We start from the raw sequence: 17,146 nt of genomic DNA, 5'->3' as shown, positions 1-17,146 counted from the left end.
TTATCCTATATAAAAAGGGATCGGTGTATCTTTGGCGGGAAGAATAGAAACCAACAGCATTTATGGAATTGACGCATGAATCAACCTACCAGGCAGCCACAAAGGTCTGCGGCATTGTTGCCGCTCATTTCGACAAACACCTGGCCTGCGCACAAAAAAACGGAGAAGAAGAACTGGCCACCGCCCCTTCAGAGAAAGCAATAGAGATCATCATTGATGTTGCATTCTGGGCCAGCCTGCGCAAGGAAGAAGGTTATGTAACCCGTATTTCCCTGGCTTTTCTGCAGCCGCAGCAGGCAGGTAAACCCCTGCTGTTTGAACACCGCATTCCGCTTACAGCCAAAACATTAACCAAACTGGCGCCGGGCGTAGAGCGGCCGGGCGTGCATGTTGGGATCTGGTATGATGAAGATGGATTGTATATCTGGGGCACAACGATCAAATTGCCTAATTATTGTTTTGTACTGGATGTTTCTGAACCCGGATTGCTGGTGATCAAACACCGCCGTCTTTCAGGATTGGGAAAATTCACCAATGTGGCCATGCTCAAGGGCGACCAGGTGCGGGTAGTGAATGAGGATATCGGTCAGCAGCCAGACAGTCCTGAGATCCTGACCAACCTTCTGGGACTGAATGCTTCTGTGGTGTGGAATGAGCCGGTGAACGTGCTCATACAGATGGCGGTTTCCATGCGCGCGCATAAACGTGGCGGCATTTTACTGGTAGTGCCTTCTGCGCACGACAACTGGCGGGAATCGATCATACATCCCCTGCAATATCCCGTATCACCTTCATTTTCCGGTGTGGCAGACCTGATCCGGAAAGATGGGAATATTGTGAGTGAAATATACTGGCAGAATGCATTGCGGCGCGAAGTAGAAAATGTAACAGGGCTTACTGCTGTAGATGGTGCCACGGTGATCAACGATGAGCATGAATTAATGGCCTTCGGTGCAAAGATCACCCGTGCTAACCGCTCTACCCCTGTGGAACTGATCCGTATGTCTGAACCGGTGATGGGTGGAAACACAGTGATCTTACATCCTTCCGGTATAGGCGGTACGCGGCATCTTTCTGCCGCACAGTTTGTTCATGATCAAAGGGATGCATTAGCGCTGGTAGCCAGTCAGGACGGCAATTTCACGGTATTCTCCTGGTCTCCGGAAGCAGAAATGGTGCAGGCCCACCGTATTGATATCCTGCTTTTGTAAAATATCATTATATGTTTTAACAAACAAATAACGGTATGTAAAGAGATATTTTGCAAAATTCGTAATGTGAAATGAATTATTCGTGTTCACCTCTTTTTGCAAAACCCTCCGTATACGCATACATTAGACATCAATATTAAAACGGGTTTTGACATTGTCTCCCCTATACTTGCATCACACCATTGGGGGAGCTTCATCACTCCCCCTCTTTTAATGATCCTACTGTTGTATTGATCGCCCGTATCCTGTTCTTCCACATAATTGCCACAATAATCACCTGTACAATCACTAAAGCCAGCAAAACAAGCACTGGCCATAACCTGATATTGAAAGGCCATGCAAAATAGATGGTTAATCCGGCAGTATAAATTACCCGGGAAAAAATGGATACTATTGCAAATGTCTTCAGATCCTGTTCATATTTTTCAAGAGAAACACGCAGGTTATCTCCTCTCACAGATCTTCTCGCGTTAAAATAACCGATCAAATTGTGGAAGATCACCAACAGCAGGGAGGCCACCAGTATAATAATTGCATACAATGGTTTTTTATGCCCATCAAAGAAATCATAAAAGACCAATCCAAATACAGTGAGCCCAATGATCTCTACGATCATTTGCCTTCTTATCTTTTTGAGCACCGGGTGTTTATTTTCTTTTAACATTTCCTTAATATCTGCGGTGCTTTTTGTGGTATTTCCTGCGCCTTTCCAGGCTTCTTTTAATGGGTCCATGTTTGTAAGATTTTAACGATCCTGTTCCTGATACGGGTTAATTTCACCCCTACATAATTTTCACTGATGCCGGTGATCTCTGCTATTTCCTCATAGCTCAGATCCTCCAGGTATAAAGCCATGAGGGCTTTATCCGCATCATCCAGCTGTTTCAAAGCCGCAAACAGCTGCTGGCGCCGCTGATCTTCTTCTTCCGTTTGCGGAAGGTCCGGGAGTTCCGGTGTGTAGATAATGGAGGGTTTCTTTTTACGGAAAGTGGCCATGGCAGTACTCAGGGCCACTCTGTACATCCAGGAACTGAACTTTGCTTTTCCCTGGAAAGTGTGTTTTGTTTTCCATAGCTGGAACACTATTTCCTGGAAAAGGTCTTCCCGGTCTTCCGGGCTATCCCGGTAAAGCCGGCAGATCTTATGAATGATCCCCTGGTGCTGGTCTATCTGCTGTAAAAATGCTGCTTCCTCCATCATGCGGTTTAAAGGTAAGTTGTACTTTTCTACAAAAACTTACAGCTGGCTTCAAAATTATCTATCTTAGTAACTGATATGACACAAAGTACTATAGACAGCTTAAGAGAAGCATTGAAATTCTCGCCTGAGAATGTGCCACTAAGACTTCACCTTGCAGAAACCCTGTACCAGCTGAACAGGTTAGACGAGGCAGAACAGGAATACCTGGCTGCACTGGGCATCGAAAATAATGAAAAAGGCCTCATAGGCCTGGCCAATGTATACTTCAAAAAGGAGGCTTACGCCACCTGTAATGTGATCCTCGAAGATCTGCTCAAAAATCATCCTGACAATCCGGAAATACTGTTATTATACGCCAAATCCTCCCTGCGTGAGAATGCCTGGGATAATGCGCGTGAAGCTTACCAGAAAATACTGGAAAACAATCCGAATTTTTCTGATGAGGAACTGGATGCCAAACTGAGGGTACGGCAGCAATTCCAGGCGGAAGAAAATGATGATGACGAGGATGGCATTTCTCTTTTTATGCAGAAGCCGGACATTGATTTCTCTGATGTGAGCGGCATGCAGCAGGTAAAGAAAGAAATTGAAATAAAGATCATCCAGCCCCTGAAACATCCTGATCTGTATAAAGCATATGGCAAAAAAACAGGTGGCAGTATTCTGCTTTACGGCCCTCCGGGTTGTGGAAAAACAATGATCGCCAAAGCCACTGCCGGCCAGGTGAATGCCCGTTTTATCAACGTAGGGCTGAATGATATACTGGATATGTGGATGGGGAACAGCGAAAAGAACCTCCACCGCATTTTTGAATATGCCAGGAAAAATACACCCTGTGTATTGTTCTTTGATGAAATAGATGCACTGGGCGCCAGCAGAAGTGATATGAAACAATCTTCCGGCAGACACCTTATCAACCAGTTCTTACAGGAGCTGGATGGTGTGGAGAATTCAAATGAAGGCGTACTGATACTGGGTGCCACCAATATTCCCTGGCACCTGGACCCTGCATTCCGCCGCCCCGGCCGGTTCGACAGGATCATATTTGTACCACCGCCAGACCAGGAAGCCCGTGCAGCCATGCTGCAACTGAAACTGAAAGGCAAACCGGCTGAAAAAATAGATTACGAAGGATTGAGTAAAAATATACCGGAGTTTTCCGGTGCGGATATCGGCGCTATTATTGATATGGCCATAGAAGAAAAACTGGAAGCCTCTTTCCAGAACGGCATTCCGCTTCCGCTGAGTACAAAAGACCTGCTGCAGGCGGCAAAGAAACACAAAGCCAGTACAAAGGAATGGTTTGCCATTGCGAAGAATTTTGCATTGTATGCCAACGATGCCGGCTTGTACGATGATATCCTTCACTATATGAAAATTAAAAAGTAAGATGTCTGATCAAATGATACAACGCGCTATCCTGCTTTTGCAACAGCGCAAGTACAAGGAGGCGGAGAACATCCTGAACAGTCTTTTTGCGCAGGACCCGAATGATGTGAATGTGATCAGCATCATTTGTGAAGTAAAGATCCAGCAGAATAAATACACAGAGGCTTTAAACCTGGTGAACACTGCAATCGGTTTAAACCCGGCACTGAGCCATCTCTTTTATGTGCGCGCACGCATTTATGTGCATGAAGATAAATACGACCTGGCAGAGAAAGACCTTCAACAGGCTATCACACTTGATCCGGACGATGCGGATTATTTTGCTTTATATGCTTTGCTGAAGCTGGACAGGAAACAGTTTGAAGCCGCGCTGCAACTGGCGGATGCTGCATTGGAACGTGACCCTGAAAACATCAATGCCCTCAATGCCCGCAGCACGGCCTTACTGAAACTGAACCGCAAAGAAGAATCCTTCAGCAGTATAGAAGGCTCCCTGCGGCAGGACCCGCACAATGCCTACACGCATGCGAATTACGGCTGGGGTTTGCTGGAAAAAGGCTCCCCGAAAGAGGCGCTGTATCATTTCACGGAAGCATTACGCATTGATCCCAGCCTGCAACTGGCACAGTCCGGCATGATAGAAGCACTGAAAGCAAAGTATTTCCTGTACAGGATCTTTTTGAAATATGCATTCTGGATGGGCAACCTCACAGCGAAGTATCAATGGGGTGTGATCATCGGTATCTTTATCGCCTCCCGTGCCCTGCGTTTTATTGCAGGCAGCTACCCGGCGTTTGAACCTTTCCTGTATCCCGTTATCATCCTCATTGCCATCTTTGCTTTCTCTACCTGGATCATTACACCACTGAGCAATCTTTTCCTGCGGTTGAATAAATACGGCAAACATCTGCTGGACAGAGATGAGATCATCTCTTCCAATTTTGTAGGCGTGAGTGCTGTAACGGCCATAGCAGGCGGCGCATTATACCTCGCCACCGGGCAGGAACATATGCTTACGATCGTGATAGTGGGTGTTTCCATGATGGTGCCCCTCAGTTCCATGTTCAATTCCGTAAAGAACAGAACACTGCTGATCGTTTATACCAGCGTACTCGCGGTATTGGGTATAGCAGGCATCATCACCGGTTTCCTCAGTAAAGAACTGATCAACGGATTCACACTGGCTTATGTTGTGGGTGTGATGTTATTTTCCTGGCTGGCAAATTATTTAGTCATAAAAGAACAAAACAGATAAATGAAACCTGTATCCTTCCAAGACCTTCCTTCCCGCCAAACATTACCGGGCATGACAGGCAGATTCATGCATGGAGAAAAACATACACTGGCCTACTGGGAGGCGAAAGCAGGCACTTTGCTGCCGGTACACCAGCATCCGCATGAGCAGATGACCTACTTACTTTCCGGCACGCTGGAAATGGAGCTGGATGGTGTTGTACATACGCTGCAGGCGCATGATGTGGTATTGATCCCTTCCCATGTGGCACATGGCGGAAAAGCCATTACTGATTGCCGTTTAATTGATTCTTTCAGTCCTGTCAGAGAAGATTACAAATGAAACATTGTCTTTTAATACTCATCTGTGCAAGCCTGGGCTTTACTGCAAAAGCACAGGACACCCTCTTCCGTTTTGCATTGGTATCGGATACGCATGTTGGAACTGAAACCGGTGCAGAAGACCTGGAACGTACGGTAGCAGATATCAACCAGCAGGCAGATATTGCATTCGTGATCTTTTCAGGAGATATAACGGAGTTTGGCTCTGATGAAGAGCTAAAACTGTCCAAAAGCATTATCAGCAAGCTCAGCAAGCCCTGGCATATCATCCCGGGCAACCATGATACCAAATGGTCTGAAAGCGGCTGTAATTCTTTCCGTACTGTTTACGGCGATGAAACCTTCTGCTTTGAGCACAAAGGTTACCTGTTCTTAGGTACCAATTGCGGGCCTAATATGCGCATGGGGCCAGGCCAGGTACCCAGGGAAAATATCGTGTGGCTGGAGGAGCAATTGAAAAAGCAAAAGAACAAACAACAGCCCATCATCTATGTGAACCATTATCCGCAGGACAGTGGATTGAATAACTGGTACGATGTGCTGGACCGCCTCCGCAGCGTGAATGTAAAAGCCATGCTTTGCGGTCACGGGCATTCCAACAGGGCATATAGCTGGGAAGGCAAACCCGGTATCATGTGCCGCTCCAACCTTCGGGCCAAAGCAGCGATCGGCGGTTACAATATTATTTCCGTAACGACAGATTCCCTGCATTTCAATGAACGCACACCGGGTATGGAAACACGCAAAGCCTGGACGCATGTAGCATTGAATGGCCAAGCCTGGATGCAAAACCCGCCCCGCCCCTCTTACAGTGTGAACAACACCTATCCTTCTGTAAAAGTGAAATGGATGGTGCAGGAAGCAGGTGATATGGGCAGTGCTGTAGCGGTTGCCGATGGGAAAGTGATCTATACCAATACCAATGGAGATATTAAAGCGGTAAACCTGCAAACAGGCAAAGCCGCCTGGAAATATCACACCCAGGGAAAAATATACGCCACACCGTTAGTGTATGAAAAATATGTGGTAGTACCTTCTACAGATGGTAAAGTGTACTGCCTGAATATACAAACGGGTAAACTGGCCTGGCAGCAGGAAACCGGCAAAGCCATTGTTTCATCCGCCGCATTATCCGGCAAACTGGCTATCATTGCCGGTTCTGACGGGCATTGCAGGGCATGGGATATTCCTACCGGTAAAGTGCAATGGGACTATGATAGTGTGAAAGGTTTTGTAGAAACGAAACCGATGGTGTACGAAGGGAAAGTATATTTCGGCTCCTGGGGAAATAAGTTCTATGCGCTGGATGCCGCTACCGGCCAGCCTGCATGGACCTGGAGCAATGGTGCCAATAACAGGATGTTCTCCCCTGCTGCCATGTGGCCTGTAGCCATTGATCAGAAAGCTTATCTCGTTTCGCCGGACAGGTATATGACGGTGTTGAACACCAATACCGGCCTAGAGTTATGGCGCTTCAGGGATACCGCCAACTGGGTGCGTGAAGCAATTGGTATTTCAGCAGACAGTAACCGGGTATATGCCAAAACAATGCAGGGGAATGTGATGGCCTTTAATGCAAGGAGCGCTGCAAGAGAGGTAGTATGGAAGTCTCCTGTGGAAATGGGTTATGAGATCTGCCCTTCTCCTATCAATGAATTTAATGGCGTGGTGTATGTAGCAGGGCAATCCGGCGTGGTGCATGCATTATCTGCTAAAGATGGTTCACTGATCTGGCAGCATAAGTTCTCTAATTGTTTAGTGAACACGGTGCAGCCGGTGAATGATAAGATGCTGATTGCTTCTTCGATGGATGGGAAGTTGTTGTGCTTAGAATATTGATGCTATATTAACCGATAGGTCAGTACAAGGTGAAGACAACCTGAACACAAGGAGAAGACAAGGTGAAGCCTATGTGAAGGAAGGTGAAAATAGTATTTAAAACTATGGGGAGGTATACCCAAAGATACGAAAAAGGGGGGTTGAAAAAGTATTGCTGCTTTTCAGCCCCCTTTTTTATTTACAGATTAGCAATGACTTTATCTTTTGGATACTTCACGGAATAACTTAACCGCACTTTCTTCGTTTCTCCCGGCTCAATGCTCAGCTTCCAGGTCAACACACCCGTTTCTGTATTCACGGCTGCATCGGAGGATTCCAGTAACTCCACTTCCATATTCTTATCCGTAGAAACGGGATACTGATCTTTCAGCAGGAGATTCACAGGTTCTTTCTTGGCGTTGCGCACACGGATCTCATAAGTGAATGTTTGTTTCTTTTGACTGCCAAGGAATTTAACACCAGCGGCTACATCCGTGATCTTCTCTCTTTTCACGATCACTTTTTTATCACGGCCCACACTGAGGTTGAGGGTATCTGATGTAGCGTTGGGATCGATGAATGATTTACCTACGTACATGTTTTCAAATATGATGTTGGCTTCTCCGGGCAAAAAGTTAAACTTCTCATAATCCGTGATCTCTGCCATCAGGAAGGCATCCGGGTCTGCTTTAGGTACTGCATAGTATTTGTAACGTGCAGGAAGCGTGTATTCTTTAAGCGTTACACTGTGTTGTTTGCCGGTGGGGGCAATATCGTATGGGATATCAATATCAAAGGTGGCGCTGAGTTGGTTTTCATTGGCTGTGGTATAAGAATCAACACCATTTGCATAACCAACGACTACGGCGTCAGCAGCAGAAGGAGGAGGTGCAGCCCGCTCCTCTAATGTTTGTATCCTGTTCTGCAACTGCGCTCCGGTTATGCGGCTACGGATCTGAGCTTCTGTTCCATAACGAAGGAACCAGGCTGATAATACCGGTGCCGTACCATTCTGTGAAGGATTCCCGGTGGACAAAGTGAGTTTTACTTTCTTCCAGTCTATTCCCGTGGATTGCATCACATTAGCTTTGTAAATGATCTTCAGCGGCTCAGTGGTTTTATCTGAACGCAGATCATAGTATACGGTCCAGTATGCATTGGGGGTGAGATAGCTGATGGAAATATCTGCGGTGGCGGCATTCTCTGCCATCACCTGTAATACCAACTGCCCGCCATTCTTATCAGGATTGGCATTCAGTTCTTCCATCTGCTGCTGGATCTTTGTCACCTGCTTTTCCTGTACCACTTCTTTCTCCTTCAATTGGGCAATACTGTTCCGGAGTTCTAATTGTTTGGTTTTATAGTAATCAGCCAGCTTGATCAGTTCAGCTACAGAAGCAGAGTTACCATGCAAGCTCTGGTTCTTATCCAGCAGCACCAGGGTATTTTCTTCCGAAGTGCGGATATTACGGGTTTTGGTCAGTTCCCGGTTGGCTGATTTCAGGCTGTCTTCCAGCTTCAGGTAGGCAGGGCTTTTATTTTCATTTTTCAGGAAGTCCCTTTCAAAAGTGGCAGACATGATGGTTACATTGGTACCCGCCGCTATCTGGAGACTGTTTTCATCCAACACATTGGCTACATTGCTGATCAGCAGCTCGCTTCTACCCTTAGGCAGGCTGATACGGGCTTTGTGATTCAATTCCGCCCCTACCCGGTAAACGGTTGCGGATTCAAGGCTGGCTTGCCCTGTCAGCGGGCTTTGGGCTAATACGCTGATACTCATCAGGCACAAAGAGAAAGAGGTCCATAAGACTTTCATAAACACGGTATTTTTGGTAAAGATGCAGTTTTCTTCATAATTGCATAAATGAAGTGATTTCTGTATTTTGTACGCTTAATCCGGAAACTACTCTAGCGTGCGATTTTACTCTTGTCTCCTTTTCTGTTGTCTGTTCAGCCTGCCCATCTTTGCGCAAAAGAAGAATGACGCCTACCAGTTACATATCCGCAGGGCCACTTCTCCCGTCAAAATTGACGGCATCGTGGATGAACCTGCCTGGGCAGCATCGGACACGGCTACCAACTTTTATATGATCCTGCCCATGGACACGAGTTATGCAAAAGTGCGTACGGATGTACAAATGACCTATGATGATAAGAACATCTACCTGCTGGTAGTGAATTATAACGGCGCGCCCGGTCCTTATATGGTAGAATCCCTCCGCCGCGACTTCGCCTTCCTGAAGAATGATAACTTCCTGCTTTTCATGGACCCTTTCGATGATCAGACGAATGGTTTCTCCTTTGGCGCCAATGCTGCAGGCGCTCAGTGGGATGGATTGATGTATGATGGCGGGAAGGTAGACCTCAGCTGGGAAAACAAATGGAGTTCGGTTGTAAAGAACTACCCTGATAAATGGATCTTTGAAGCAGCCATCCCTTTCAAATCCATCCGGTATAAAAAAGGCATTACGCAATGGGGCATCAACTTCGGCAGAAATGATCTGAAAACAACAGAGAAAAGCAGCTGGGCACCGGTACCCCGGCAATTTCCTTCTGCTTCGCTAGCCTATACTGGCGTACTCGTTTGGGATGTGCCACCACCTGATCCGGGTGTGAATGTATCACTGATCCCTTACCTGCTGGGTGGCGTGAATAAGAACTATGCGAATGGGAAAGACGCCACATTCCGCGGAGATGCAGGGCTGGATGCCAAGATTGGGATCACTTCCTCTCTCAACCTGGACCTTACCGTGAACCCTGATTTCTCGCAGGTGGATGTAGATAAACAGGTCACTAACTTAGACCGTTTTGAATTGTTCTTTCCGGAAAGAAGGCAGTTCTTCCTGGAGAATGGGGATCAGTTCACCAACTTTGGTTATTCCACTATCCGTCCTTTCTTTTCGCGGCGTATAGGCCTTGGCGTGCCTATTCATTTTGGAGCGCGGCTAAGCGGTAAACTGAATAAGGACTGGCGTTTAGGGGTGATGAATATGCAAACCGGGAAACAAACGGCTACTGCTTTACCAGCGCAGAACTTTACAGTAGCCGCCCTGCAAAGGCGTATGTTTGCACGTTCCAATGTGGGCTTCATCTTTATCAATAAGGAATCATTGAACTACAATCCGGACAAAGCATTACCGGGCCAGCCTGCTTATAATCGCTATAACCGTAACTACGGGCTGGAATACAACCTGGCCTCTGCTAATAATTTCTGGACGGGGAAAGCCATGGTATTGAAATCCAATACACCGGGCAGGTCCGGGAAAGACTGGGTGCATGCGGCCAACCTGCAATATACCAGCCGTGTATGGAATATCAGCTGGCAGCATGAATACGTGGGCAACAATTATAATGCGGAAGTAGGTTATGTTCCCAGGAAGGGCTATATCAAACTGAATCCCCAGATCACGCGGCTCTTTTTCCCGAAGAAGGGTGCGCTGCTGAGTCATGGGCCACAACTGAGCACTACCAATTTCTTTGATGAAAAAATGAAACGTACGGATAATGAAGTATTGTTATCCTACGGTATGGTGTTCCGTCAGCGCAATACTTTTACGTTGTGGAGTTCTACCAGTTACATCAAATTACTGCAGCCTTTTGATCCGGTGAATATTGGGAAGGATAGTCTTGCTGCAGGTTCACAGCATAGCTGGAATACCATCGGCGCGGATTATGTATCTAAACCGCAAAGTCTTTTTACGTATGCATTATCCACCCGTTACGGCGGTTATTATGCAGATGGTAAACGTTTCACTTTTACGGGTGAACTGGGTTACCGTTTTCAGCCTTATGTGAGCCTTGCTTTGAGTGCGAACTATAATGATATCCGTTTACCGCAACCATGGGGTAACCAGGCATTCTGGCTGGTGGGGCCACGTGTGGATGTGACCATGACGAATACGCTTTTCTTCACGGGTTTTATGCAATACAATGAACAGATGAAGAATGTGAACCTGAATACGCGTTTGCAATGGCGTTACCGGCCCGCTTCAGACCTGTTCATTGTATATACAGACAATTACCTTCCGGAACCTTACTACGTAAAGAACAGGGCGCTGGTGCTTAAACTGGTGTATTGGTTAAACTTGTAGTTCACTATACACAAGCTGGCGTACTGGTTAAACCTTTAGTTTACCGTACCGGTTAAGCCCTCTGGCTTACCATACATAAGTTCCCACCGCACCATTCACCAGTTCCGTGGTGACTGTTTTTCCATTAAAACGGATGTTAAACGATTGCGGAGCATTCCCGTTATTCAGCACGATCAGTACTTTTTTTCCATCCGGCGTTTTGAATGCCACATTTTCCAGGTTACCCGAAATGTCTGATGCAATGCGTACTGAGCCCGGCCTTACGAATTTAGATGCGTGTGCGATGATGTAGTAAGCTACATTCCTTGATACATCTGTACCAATAGTGAGGGCACCGAGGCAGGTCGTGCATCCTCCTTCCGTATGTGGTTTATAATTGGCATCTGCAGCGAGGTTCCATTCCAGTACATTGCGGCTCCAGTTACGGGTAGCGCCGATAATGAGGGTACCTACATGCCATTGCAGATCACCGGCAAAGTTTCCGGGGCCGCCCACCCACTGCTCCGTGAAGTAGATATGCTTATCGGGGAAAGCATTGTGCAGCTGGGTTAAAGCAGTAATAGAACCACCATAAAGATGAAAAGCCGAACCGTCCACAAATTGCCTGGCTCCAGGATCCTTAAGGATATCAGCAGGATAATCAGGGCGATCTGCATTGTGATCATAAGTAATGATTTTGGTTGTGATATTTGCCGCCCGGAAGGCCGGCCCCAGGTGGTCCCTGATGAATGCCGCCTGTTCAGCAGCCTGCATCACCATACTGGGATTATTTCCGCCATGCAAGGGTTCATTCTGAGGGGTGATAGCATCAATCGTAATACCTTCCGCTTTCATGGCCTGAATGTATTTTACGAAATATTTTGCATACACACCATAAAATTCCGGCTTCAGGCTGCCTCCTTTAAAATCATTATTGGTTTTCATCCAGGTAGGTGCGCTCCAGGGCGAACCCAGTATTTTGATATGGGGATTCAGGGCCACAATCTTTTTCAATACAGGGATCAGGTCCGTTTGCTCTTTACTGATACTGAACTGCAGCAAGTTTGGATCTGTTTGCCCTGCAGGCAGGTCGTTGTACGAGAAAGTACCGGCGCTCAGGTCTGAGGCACCAATACTTACACGGAGGTAACTAACACCAATGAAAGTACTGTCCCACAGGAATAATTCTTTCAGGAGCGCATCCTGTTTAGCGGGAGATAATGAATTGATGAGGGTGGCGCTTCCTCCCGTGAGGGTATAGCCAAACCCATCAATGCCCTGGAAGGATTGTGTATCGTCTACCGTGATGGTGGGGAATGCATTCGCTGCATCCTTAAACACCAGGTTTACATGTTGTTTTTTGAATAATACAGACTTATCCGGTTTGGTTAACCAGAAGGCCACATCAGAGGCTACCGGTCCCGGAGGGCCGGGTGACGGGCCTATAGGACCGGGGGCATCAGTTCCGTTCCCTTTGCAATAGATGGCGCTAAAGGCGCAGACAATCAGTGTCAGAAAGATTCTTTGCTTCATGCTTCATGAATTTATAACGGCCGGCAGCAAGAATTTTTGCGAACCGTGTATTGTGTAAACCTAAGGGAAAATACTATACTCAAGGTAACTGGTTACTAAAAAGTACCTACTTGTTGCAGAGTACCATTGTACCTACCTTTGATCCTTATGGAAAAGATCAGATTAAGTATCCTGGACCAATCTCATGTTAGGCTGGGCAGCACCACCGCCAATGCCATGCAGGAAACCCTGGCCCTGGCTAAACTGGCGGACGAACTGGGTTATTACCGGTACTGGGTATCGGAACATCATAATATTGCGAATATAGCAGGCTCTACGCCGGAAGTGTTGTTAGGATTCCTGGGCGGGCAGACCAAACAGATCAGGCTGGGTGCCGCAGGCATTATGCTTCCCAATCACAGTGCTTTAAAAGTAGCGGAGAACTTCCGGATGCTGGAAGCTTTATTCCCCGGCAGAGTGGACCTGGGGATTGGCCGTGCGCCGGGAGGCGACAGGGTAACGGCGCGTTTACTGAATCCCACCAATACTTTCAGTGAAGCAGAGTTTGTGCAGCAGATCGTGGACCTGCAGCATTTTCTTACAGATAAACATCAGCAGGTGAAGGCCATGCCCAAAGCGGAAACGGTTCCTCCTTTGTGGATGCTCACTTCCAGCGGCGGCAGTGCCAGCCTTGCAGCACATTTCGGGTCTGCACTTTCTTTTGCACAATTCATCAATCCCACAGGCGGGCCAGAAGTAGTTGCACAATACCGCAAACATTTCAAGCCTTCCGCTACCCTCAAAGCACCGGAAGCTAACTTCGGCATCTTTGCCTTTTGTTCAGAAGATGAAGAAGCCATTGAGAGATGGCAGACCGTATTTGACTACCGTATCCTGCATATTGAAAGAGGAAGGGATACCCCGCTTCCTTCTTATGAAGAGATCGCCGACATGGAATATATGCCGGAGGAACAATTACGGATCAATTATAACCGTGGGCGCATGATATCCGGCACTCCTAAAAGAATGCGGCAACAGATAGAAACACTTTGCGCACAATATGGTGTGAATGAAGTGGTGTTAGCTACCATTTCCGAAAACGCGGAAGAAAGGGTTAATTCGTTTAAATTGCTGGCCAAGGAATTCGGAATTTAACGTTTCTATAAGGTTACTTTTTGAAGGACTGCGTATAAACAGGAAATCTATTTCCTATGCGCAGTTCCTCTATCTATTGGGTAGCTATACCCATGGTGACTTTGTTTGCCTGCGGCAATGTTCACTACGATCAAAAAGCAGAAGCTGTTACGGAAAATGCTGCACCCGCTGCAGATACCACCTCTCTTCAATCATCTTCCCGCAAAAGAATTAAAACAGCAGATATCCGTTGCCGTGTGCAGGATGTAACTGCGGCTACCACAAAGCTGGAAAAACTTGTAACATCACTGGATGGTATTGTAGTAGAAAGCGTCCTGCGCAACGATGCACAGGAGCAGCATGAATACCCTTACAGCGCAGATTCCATTAGACGGGTACAGCTCTATACACCTGTATCTACCCTCACACTGAAAGTTCCTGTCACACATCTTGATTCCGTTGTGCACACCATCACAGCGATGGCCGGTTACATTGATCAGCGCACGCTGCGCGACAATGATGTTACCCTGCAATACCTGGGTAATGAACTAAGGAATGCAGCGGTGATCAAAGATGAACGTACAACTGATCACACTAAAAAAGACAGTGAACTGGATGTACGCCAGTACAGTGAAGACAAGAAATCAGCTTTCATTGAACGCAAGATCGCCAACCTGGGCATCCTGGAAAATGTGGCTTATTCTACTATCACTGTACAGTTATTTCAACCGCAGGTAGCAGATGTACAGATCGCACTCAACCCTGCCAGCATTACGCGTGCCGGGTTTGGTACAGAAACAGCAACCGCGTTCCGCACAGGTGTGAATGTAACACGCAGCATTTTCATTTTCTTCCTTCAGCTCTGGCCATTATGGATCATAGCCATCCTGCTCTGGTTTGGCTATAAGCGTTTGTTATTCAAGCGGGCTTAATTCAATCGATTCGTTCTTGCTGGTTTTAAAAGTAAAGGTCCTGCCTGTTAAGATGGAGGATGCAGGTTTGTTATTGCGTGTAAGTTTCACTGCTTTACCCGGCCATGGATTCTCCATCTCACAGTCACGGCCTTTTTCGCTTTGCAGTTTCACGTATTCAACACGACCATTCTTCAAACTGCTGCTGATCACAAAAGCGCCATATGCCCGCAGGTTATTGAACTTTGCATCTCTTTTGTGATTCCAGTTAGGAAAAATGCGAACGCGGCCTTCATAACTTTGCAGCAGCATTTCATTGATGGTGAGCGGTACGGCAGATAGTGTTTCCGTTCCTCCTCCAGCTGCAGTGATCCAGCCATTGCGGTTGGATTGCGCATAGATCCTTGCTTTCAATTGTTTAATGATCTCATCTGCATCGTAACCTACACGCACGGCTGCCGGGAAACAGGTTTCAATACCATTGCCGAACGTATTACCCCAGCTGCCGGGTCCCTGCATCTTGTCTTTCCAATGTGAAACATCACTCAGTAAAATGGCGTTGAATGCGGAATCCGTAACAGGGCCGCACACTTCTCCGGGAAGGATCAATCCATGAATGGAAACCCTGGCCAGGCCCATTGCTCCGCTGTGCCAGGGAGAAGGACTTTTCTCTACGCTTTTTAAACGCACCCTGCCCTCTACCTCCTGTGTGGGAAATGGACTCAGGTGTGTGAGGATGTGTTGCCATTTGGCCTGCCTGGCTGCATCTTTGTTCAGGTAAGTGCTTACATTGATCATGCCTTTGAACAGCATTTTTACCAGACCCAGTGAAAGAGTGGAATTGTAATCTCCCAGCATGTGCCGCCACTGGCCTTTGTTTTTCAGGTTGGGCATTACTTCTCCGTAGTGATCATTTTCAATTACGTAACGGCCATTGGTGTATTTGAGATAGTCTTCCCAGAAGTCTGCACAGGCTAACAGGTAAGGGTATATTTTTTCCGCATACTGTTCATCATAAGTACTATAAAAACGCATCAGCATATTGGCGGCACCAAAAACGGCATTGATCTTCTGGCCCAGGAATTTATAGCCATGGTCGATGGTGTTTTCGCGGGTGCCGTAACGGACTTCCATTTCATCGGGCGTGAGCGGCCATAGTGTGGTGCATAATCCCCTTGGCCCGATACCTACCGGGAAATAGATGCCGCGCATATTCAGGAGGTCTTTTGCATGCCATCTCCCCTTTTCCATGTAATCCAGCAGTGGTTGATCATAGTTGTCCGTGAGGTCTATGTAGTTAGAGGAAAAGGCAGCCCAGTAGGGTGCCTGGTAATTATAGTTAAGGTGATAATCACCGCCCCATGCAGAAGAATCTTTGGTAATGAAAGGACCCCAGATGCCGGGGGCGTATTTCCCTTCGCGGGAAGAGGAAGCGAAAAGGTACTGGGAGTTAGTGTAGTATTTTTCCAGCATGGTATCGTTGATCTGTATGCCGGAACGTTGCCAGAATTTATCCCACCATTGCTGGTGAGCGGCTTTCATTTCTGCTATGTTCTCTTCAGGGGTTTTCCCAAAGGTTACCGTGATCGTCAGCTTTTTACCGGGCTGTAATTGCTGATCTCCGTATACTTTCATTGTGAGTGTAACTTCGCTGGGCCATTCCAGCAAGGGAGTGCCGGAGAAGGAACGGGATACCCAGCCGGGGCCTTTTTTCACAACGGAAGTGTTGCCTTCGGGTGCCCAGAGGTTCAGGTCTACCTTGCAGGTTTTGTTGGCCGTGATCTCCGTGATCACGGTGTTATGCATGGCGGTCACCAAAGTATTCATTTCTGCTTTTAAATCGTCTTTTGTAAAAACAGCATGGATGGAACCTTTGGTGGGGAGCTGTTCCGCGTAGTAGGTTGCTCCTTTCAAGCTGTTGATTGTTATATCCAGGCCACCGGGGAAGGCAATACCGCCACCGGGGTATACGGGATAAGCACGCCAGAAATCATTCTTTCCAAAATAGAGTTTCAGATGCTCTGGTGTTCCGCCAAATGTAAGGCCTATATCACCATTACCTGCCAGGGGGGCATCCGGTACTTTTGCAGTGGGAACATCTTTCGGTATTGACGTATAGACAAAGCTATAGTTACCCGGCGTTTGTGCGGCAGCTTGTGTAATAAAACACAGGCCGAGTAACAGGCGGCTAATTTTCATGCGGTGGAATTTGTTATCTTAGCCTAATGTACAAAAAAATCCTATTCCTATGCTGTTTTTATCAGACTGCAACCGCTCAGTCTGAGACCCTTATCACTGTAGATGTTAACCTGCACCGTAATGC

The 17,146-nt window shown here is 47.1% G+C and carries 13 protein-coding genes; 8 read left to right on the top strand and 5 right to left on the bottom strand.

The window, feature by feature from the left end; all coding sequences use genetic code 11:
• The first annotated feature begins 62 nt into the window (after nucleotides 1-62).
• Nucleotides 63-1,211 carry a putative sensor domain DACNV-containing protein gene (locus tag AAHN97_RS09320; RefSeq protein ID WP_343307314.1) on the top strand — a complete coding sequence of 383 codons (1,149 nt, stop codon included), beginning with the start codon at nucleotides 63-65 and terminating at the stop codon, nucleotides 1,209-1,211.
• A 196-nt stretch (nucleotides 1,212-1,407) separates the two neighbouring features.
• Here AAHN97_RS09320 and AAHN97_RS09315 read toward each other — a convergent pair whose 3' ends face one another.
• Entirely contained in the window at nucleotides 1,408-1,944 is a 537-nt protein-coding gene (locus AAHN97_RS09315; protein WP_343307313.1) for a hypothetical protein, read from the bottom strand.
• Nucleotides 1,932-2,411 carry an RNA polymerase sigma factor gene (locus AAHN97_RS09310; RefSeq protein WP_343307312.1) on the bottom strand — a complete coding sequence of 160 codons (480 nt, stop codon included), beginning with the start codon at nucleotides 2,409-2,411 and terminating at the stop codon, nucleotides 1,932-1,934. The genes AAHN97_RS09315 and AAHN97_RS09310 overlap by 13 nt, the downstream gene beginning before the upstream one ends.
• A 75-nt stretch (nucleotides 2,412-2,486) precedes the next feature.
• Here AAHN97_RS09310 and AAHN97_RS09305 point away from each other — a divergent pair, with 75 nt between their 5' ends.
• The 4 genes from AAHN97_RS09305 to AAHN97_RS09290 are packed head-to-tail and all read left to right on the top strand — an operon-like array spanning nucleotide 2,487 to nucleotide 7,214.
• The gene (locus tag AAHN97_RS09305; protein WP_343307310.1) at nucleotides 2,487-3,800 is read left to right on the top strand and encodes an AAA family ATPase; all 1,314 of its coding nucleotides are present in this window, start codon (nucleotides 2,487-2,489) and stop codon (nucleotides 3,798-3,800) included.
• Between the two features lies 1 nt (nucleotide 3,801).
• Nucleotides 3,802-5,055, top strand: coding sequence for a tetratricopeptide repeat protein (locus AAHN97_RS09300; RefSeq protein ID WP_343307309.1), 1,254 nt, complete (start codon nucleotides 3,802-3,804; stop codon nucleotides 5,053-5,055).
• On the top strand, nucleotides 5,056-5,376 hold the full coding sequence (locus tag AAHN97_RS09295) for a cupin domain-containing protein (protein ID WP_343307308.1): 321 nt from the start codon (nucleotides 5,056-5,058) through the stop codon (nucleotides 5,374-5,376).
• Complete coding sequence (locus AAHN97_RS09290) at nucleotides 5,373-7,214, top strand: PQQ-binding-like beta-propeller repeat protein (protein WP_343307307.1); 1,842 nt, start codon at nucleotides 5,373-5,375, stop codon at nucleotides 7,212-7,214. Before AAHN97_RS09295 ends, AAHN97_RS09290 begins: the two co-directional genes overlap by 4 nt.
• 178 nt (nucleotides 7,215-7,392) lie before the next feature.
• Here AAHN97_RS09290 and AAHN97_RS09285 read toward each other — a convergent pair whose 3' ends face one another.
• The gene (locus AAHN97_RS09285) at nucleotides 7,393-9,012 is read right to left on the bottom strand and encodes a DUF4139 domain-containing protein (protein ID WP_343307306.1); all 1,620 of its coding nucleotides are present in this window, start codon (nucleotides 9,010-9,012) and stop codon (nucleotides 7,393-7,395) included.
• Nucleotides 9,013-9,109: 97 nt separating this feature from the next.
• Here AAHN97_RS09285 and AAHN97_RS09280 point away from each other — a divergent pair, with 97 nt between their 5' ends.
• The gene (locus tag AAHN97_RS09280; RefSeq protein ID WP_343307305.1) at nucleotides 9,110-11,287 is read left to right on the top strand and encodes a DUF5916 domain-containing protein; all 2,178 of its coding nucleotides are present in this window, start codon (nucleotides 9,110-9,112) and stop codon (nucleotides 11,285-11,287) included.
• Nucleotides 11,288-11,353: 66 nt separating this feature from the next.
• Here the strand turns inward: AAHN97_RS09280 and AAHN97_RS09275 are convergent, their stop codons facing one another.
• Complete coding sequence (locus AAHN97_RS09275) at nucleotides 11,354-12,799, bottom strand: glycoside hydrolase family 30 protein (RefSeq protein WP_343307303.1); 1,446 nt, start codon at nucleotides 12,797-12,799, stop codon at nucleotides 11,354-11,356.
• A gap of 147 nt (nucleotides 12,800-12,946) precedes the next feature.
• Here AAHN97_RS09275 and AAHN97_RS09270 point away from each other — a divergent pair, with 147 nt between their 5' ends.
• Both AAHN97_RS09270 and AAHN97_RS09265 read left to right on the top strand, forming a co-directional pair.
• Nucleotides 12,947-13,933, top strand: a complete 987-nt coding sequence (locus AAHN97_RS09270; protein ID WP_343307302.1) for an LLM class flavin-dependent oxidoreductase — start codon at nucleotides 12,947-12,949, stop codon at nucleotides 13,931-13,933.
• Nucleotides 13,934-13,989: 56 nt separating this feature from the next.
• Nucleotides 13,990-14,844: a DUF4349 domain-containing protein gene (locus AAHN97_RS09265; RefSeq protein ID WP_343307301.1), complete on the top strand. Its 855-nt coding sequence runs from the start codon at nucleotides 13,990-13,992 to the stop codon at nucleotides 14,842-14,844.
• Here AAHN97_RS09265 and AAHN97_RS09260 read toward each other — a convergent pair.
• Nucleotides 14,827-17,022, bottom strand: coding sequence for a glycosyl hydrolase family 95 catalytic domain-containing protein (locus tag AAHN97_RS09260; RefSeq protein ID WP_343307300.1), 2,196 nt, complete (start codon nucleotides 17,020-17,022; stop codon nucleotides 14,827-14,829). The two genes, AAHN97_RS09265 and AAHN97_RS09260, sit on opposite strands and share 18 nt — an antisense overlap.
• Between the last annotated feature and the right edge of the window lie 124 nt (nucleotides 17,023-17,146).

Origin of the sequence: Chitinophaga niabensis (genome assembly GCF_039545795.1) — a bacterium.
In the GTDB taxonomy this organism is placed as follows: Bacteria; Bacteroidota; Bacteroidia; order Chitinophagales; family Chitinophagaceae; genus Chitinophaga; species Chitinophaga niabensis_B.
The sequence above is the reverse complement of the archived record's forward strand: the minus strand, read 5'-3'. Positions and strand labels throughout refer to the sequence as shown.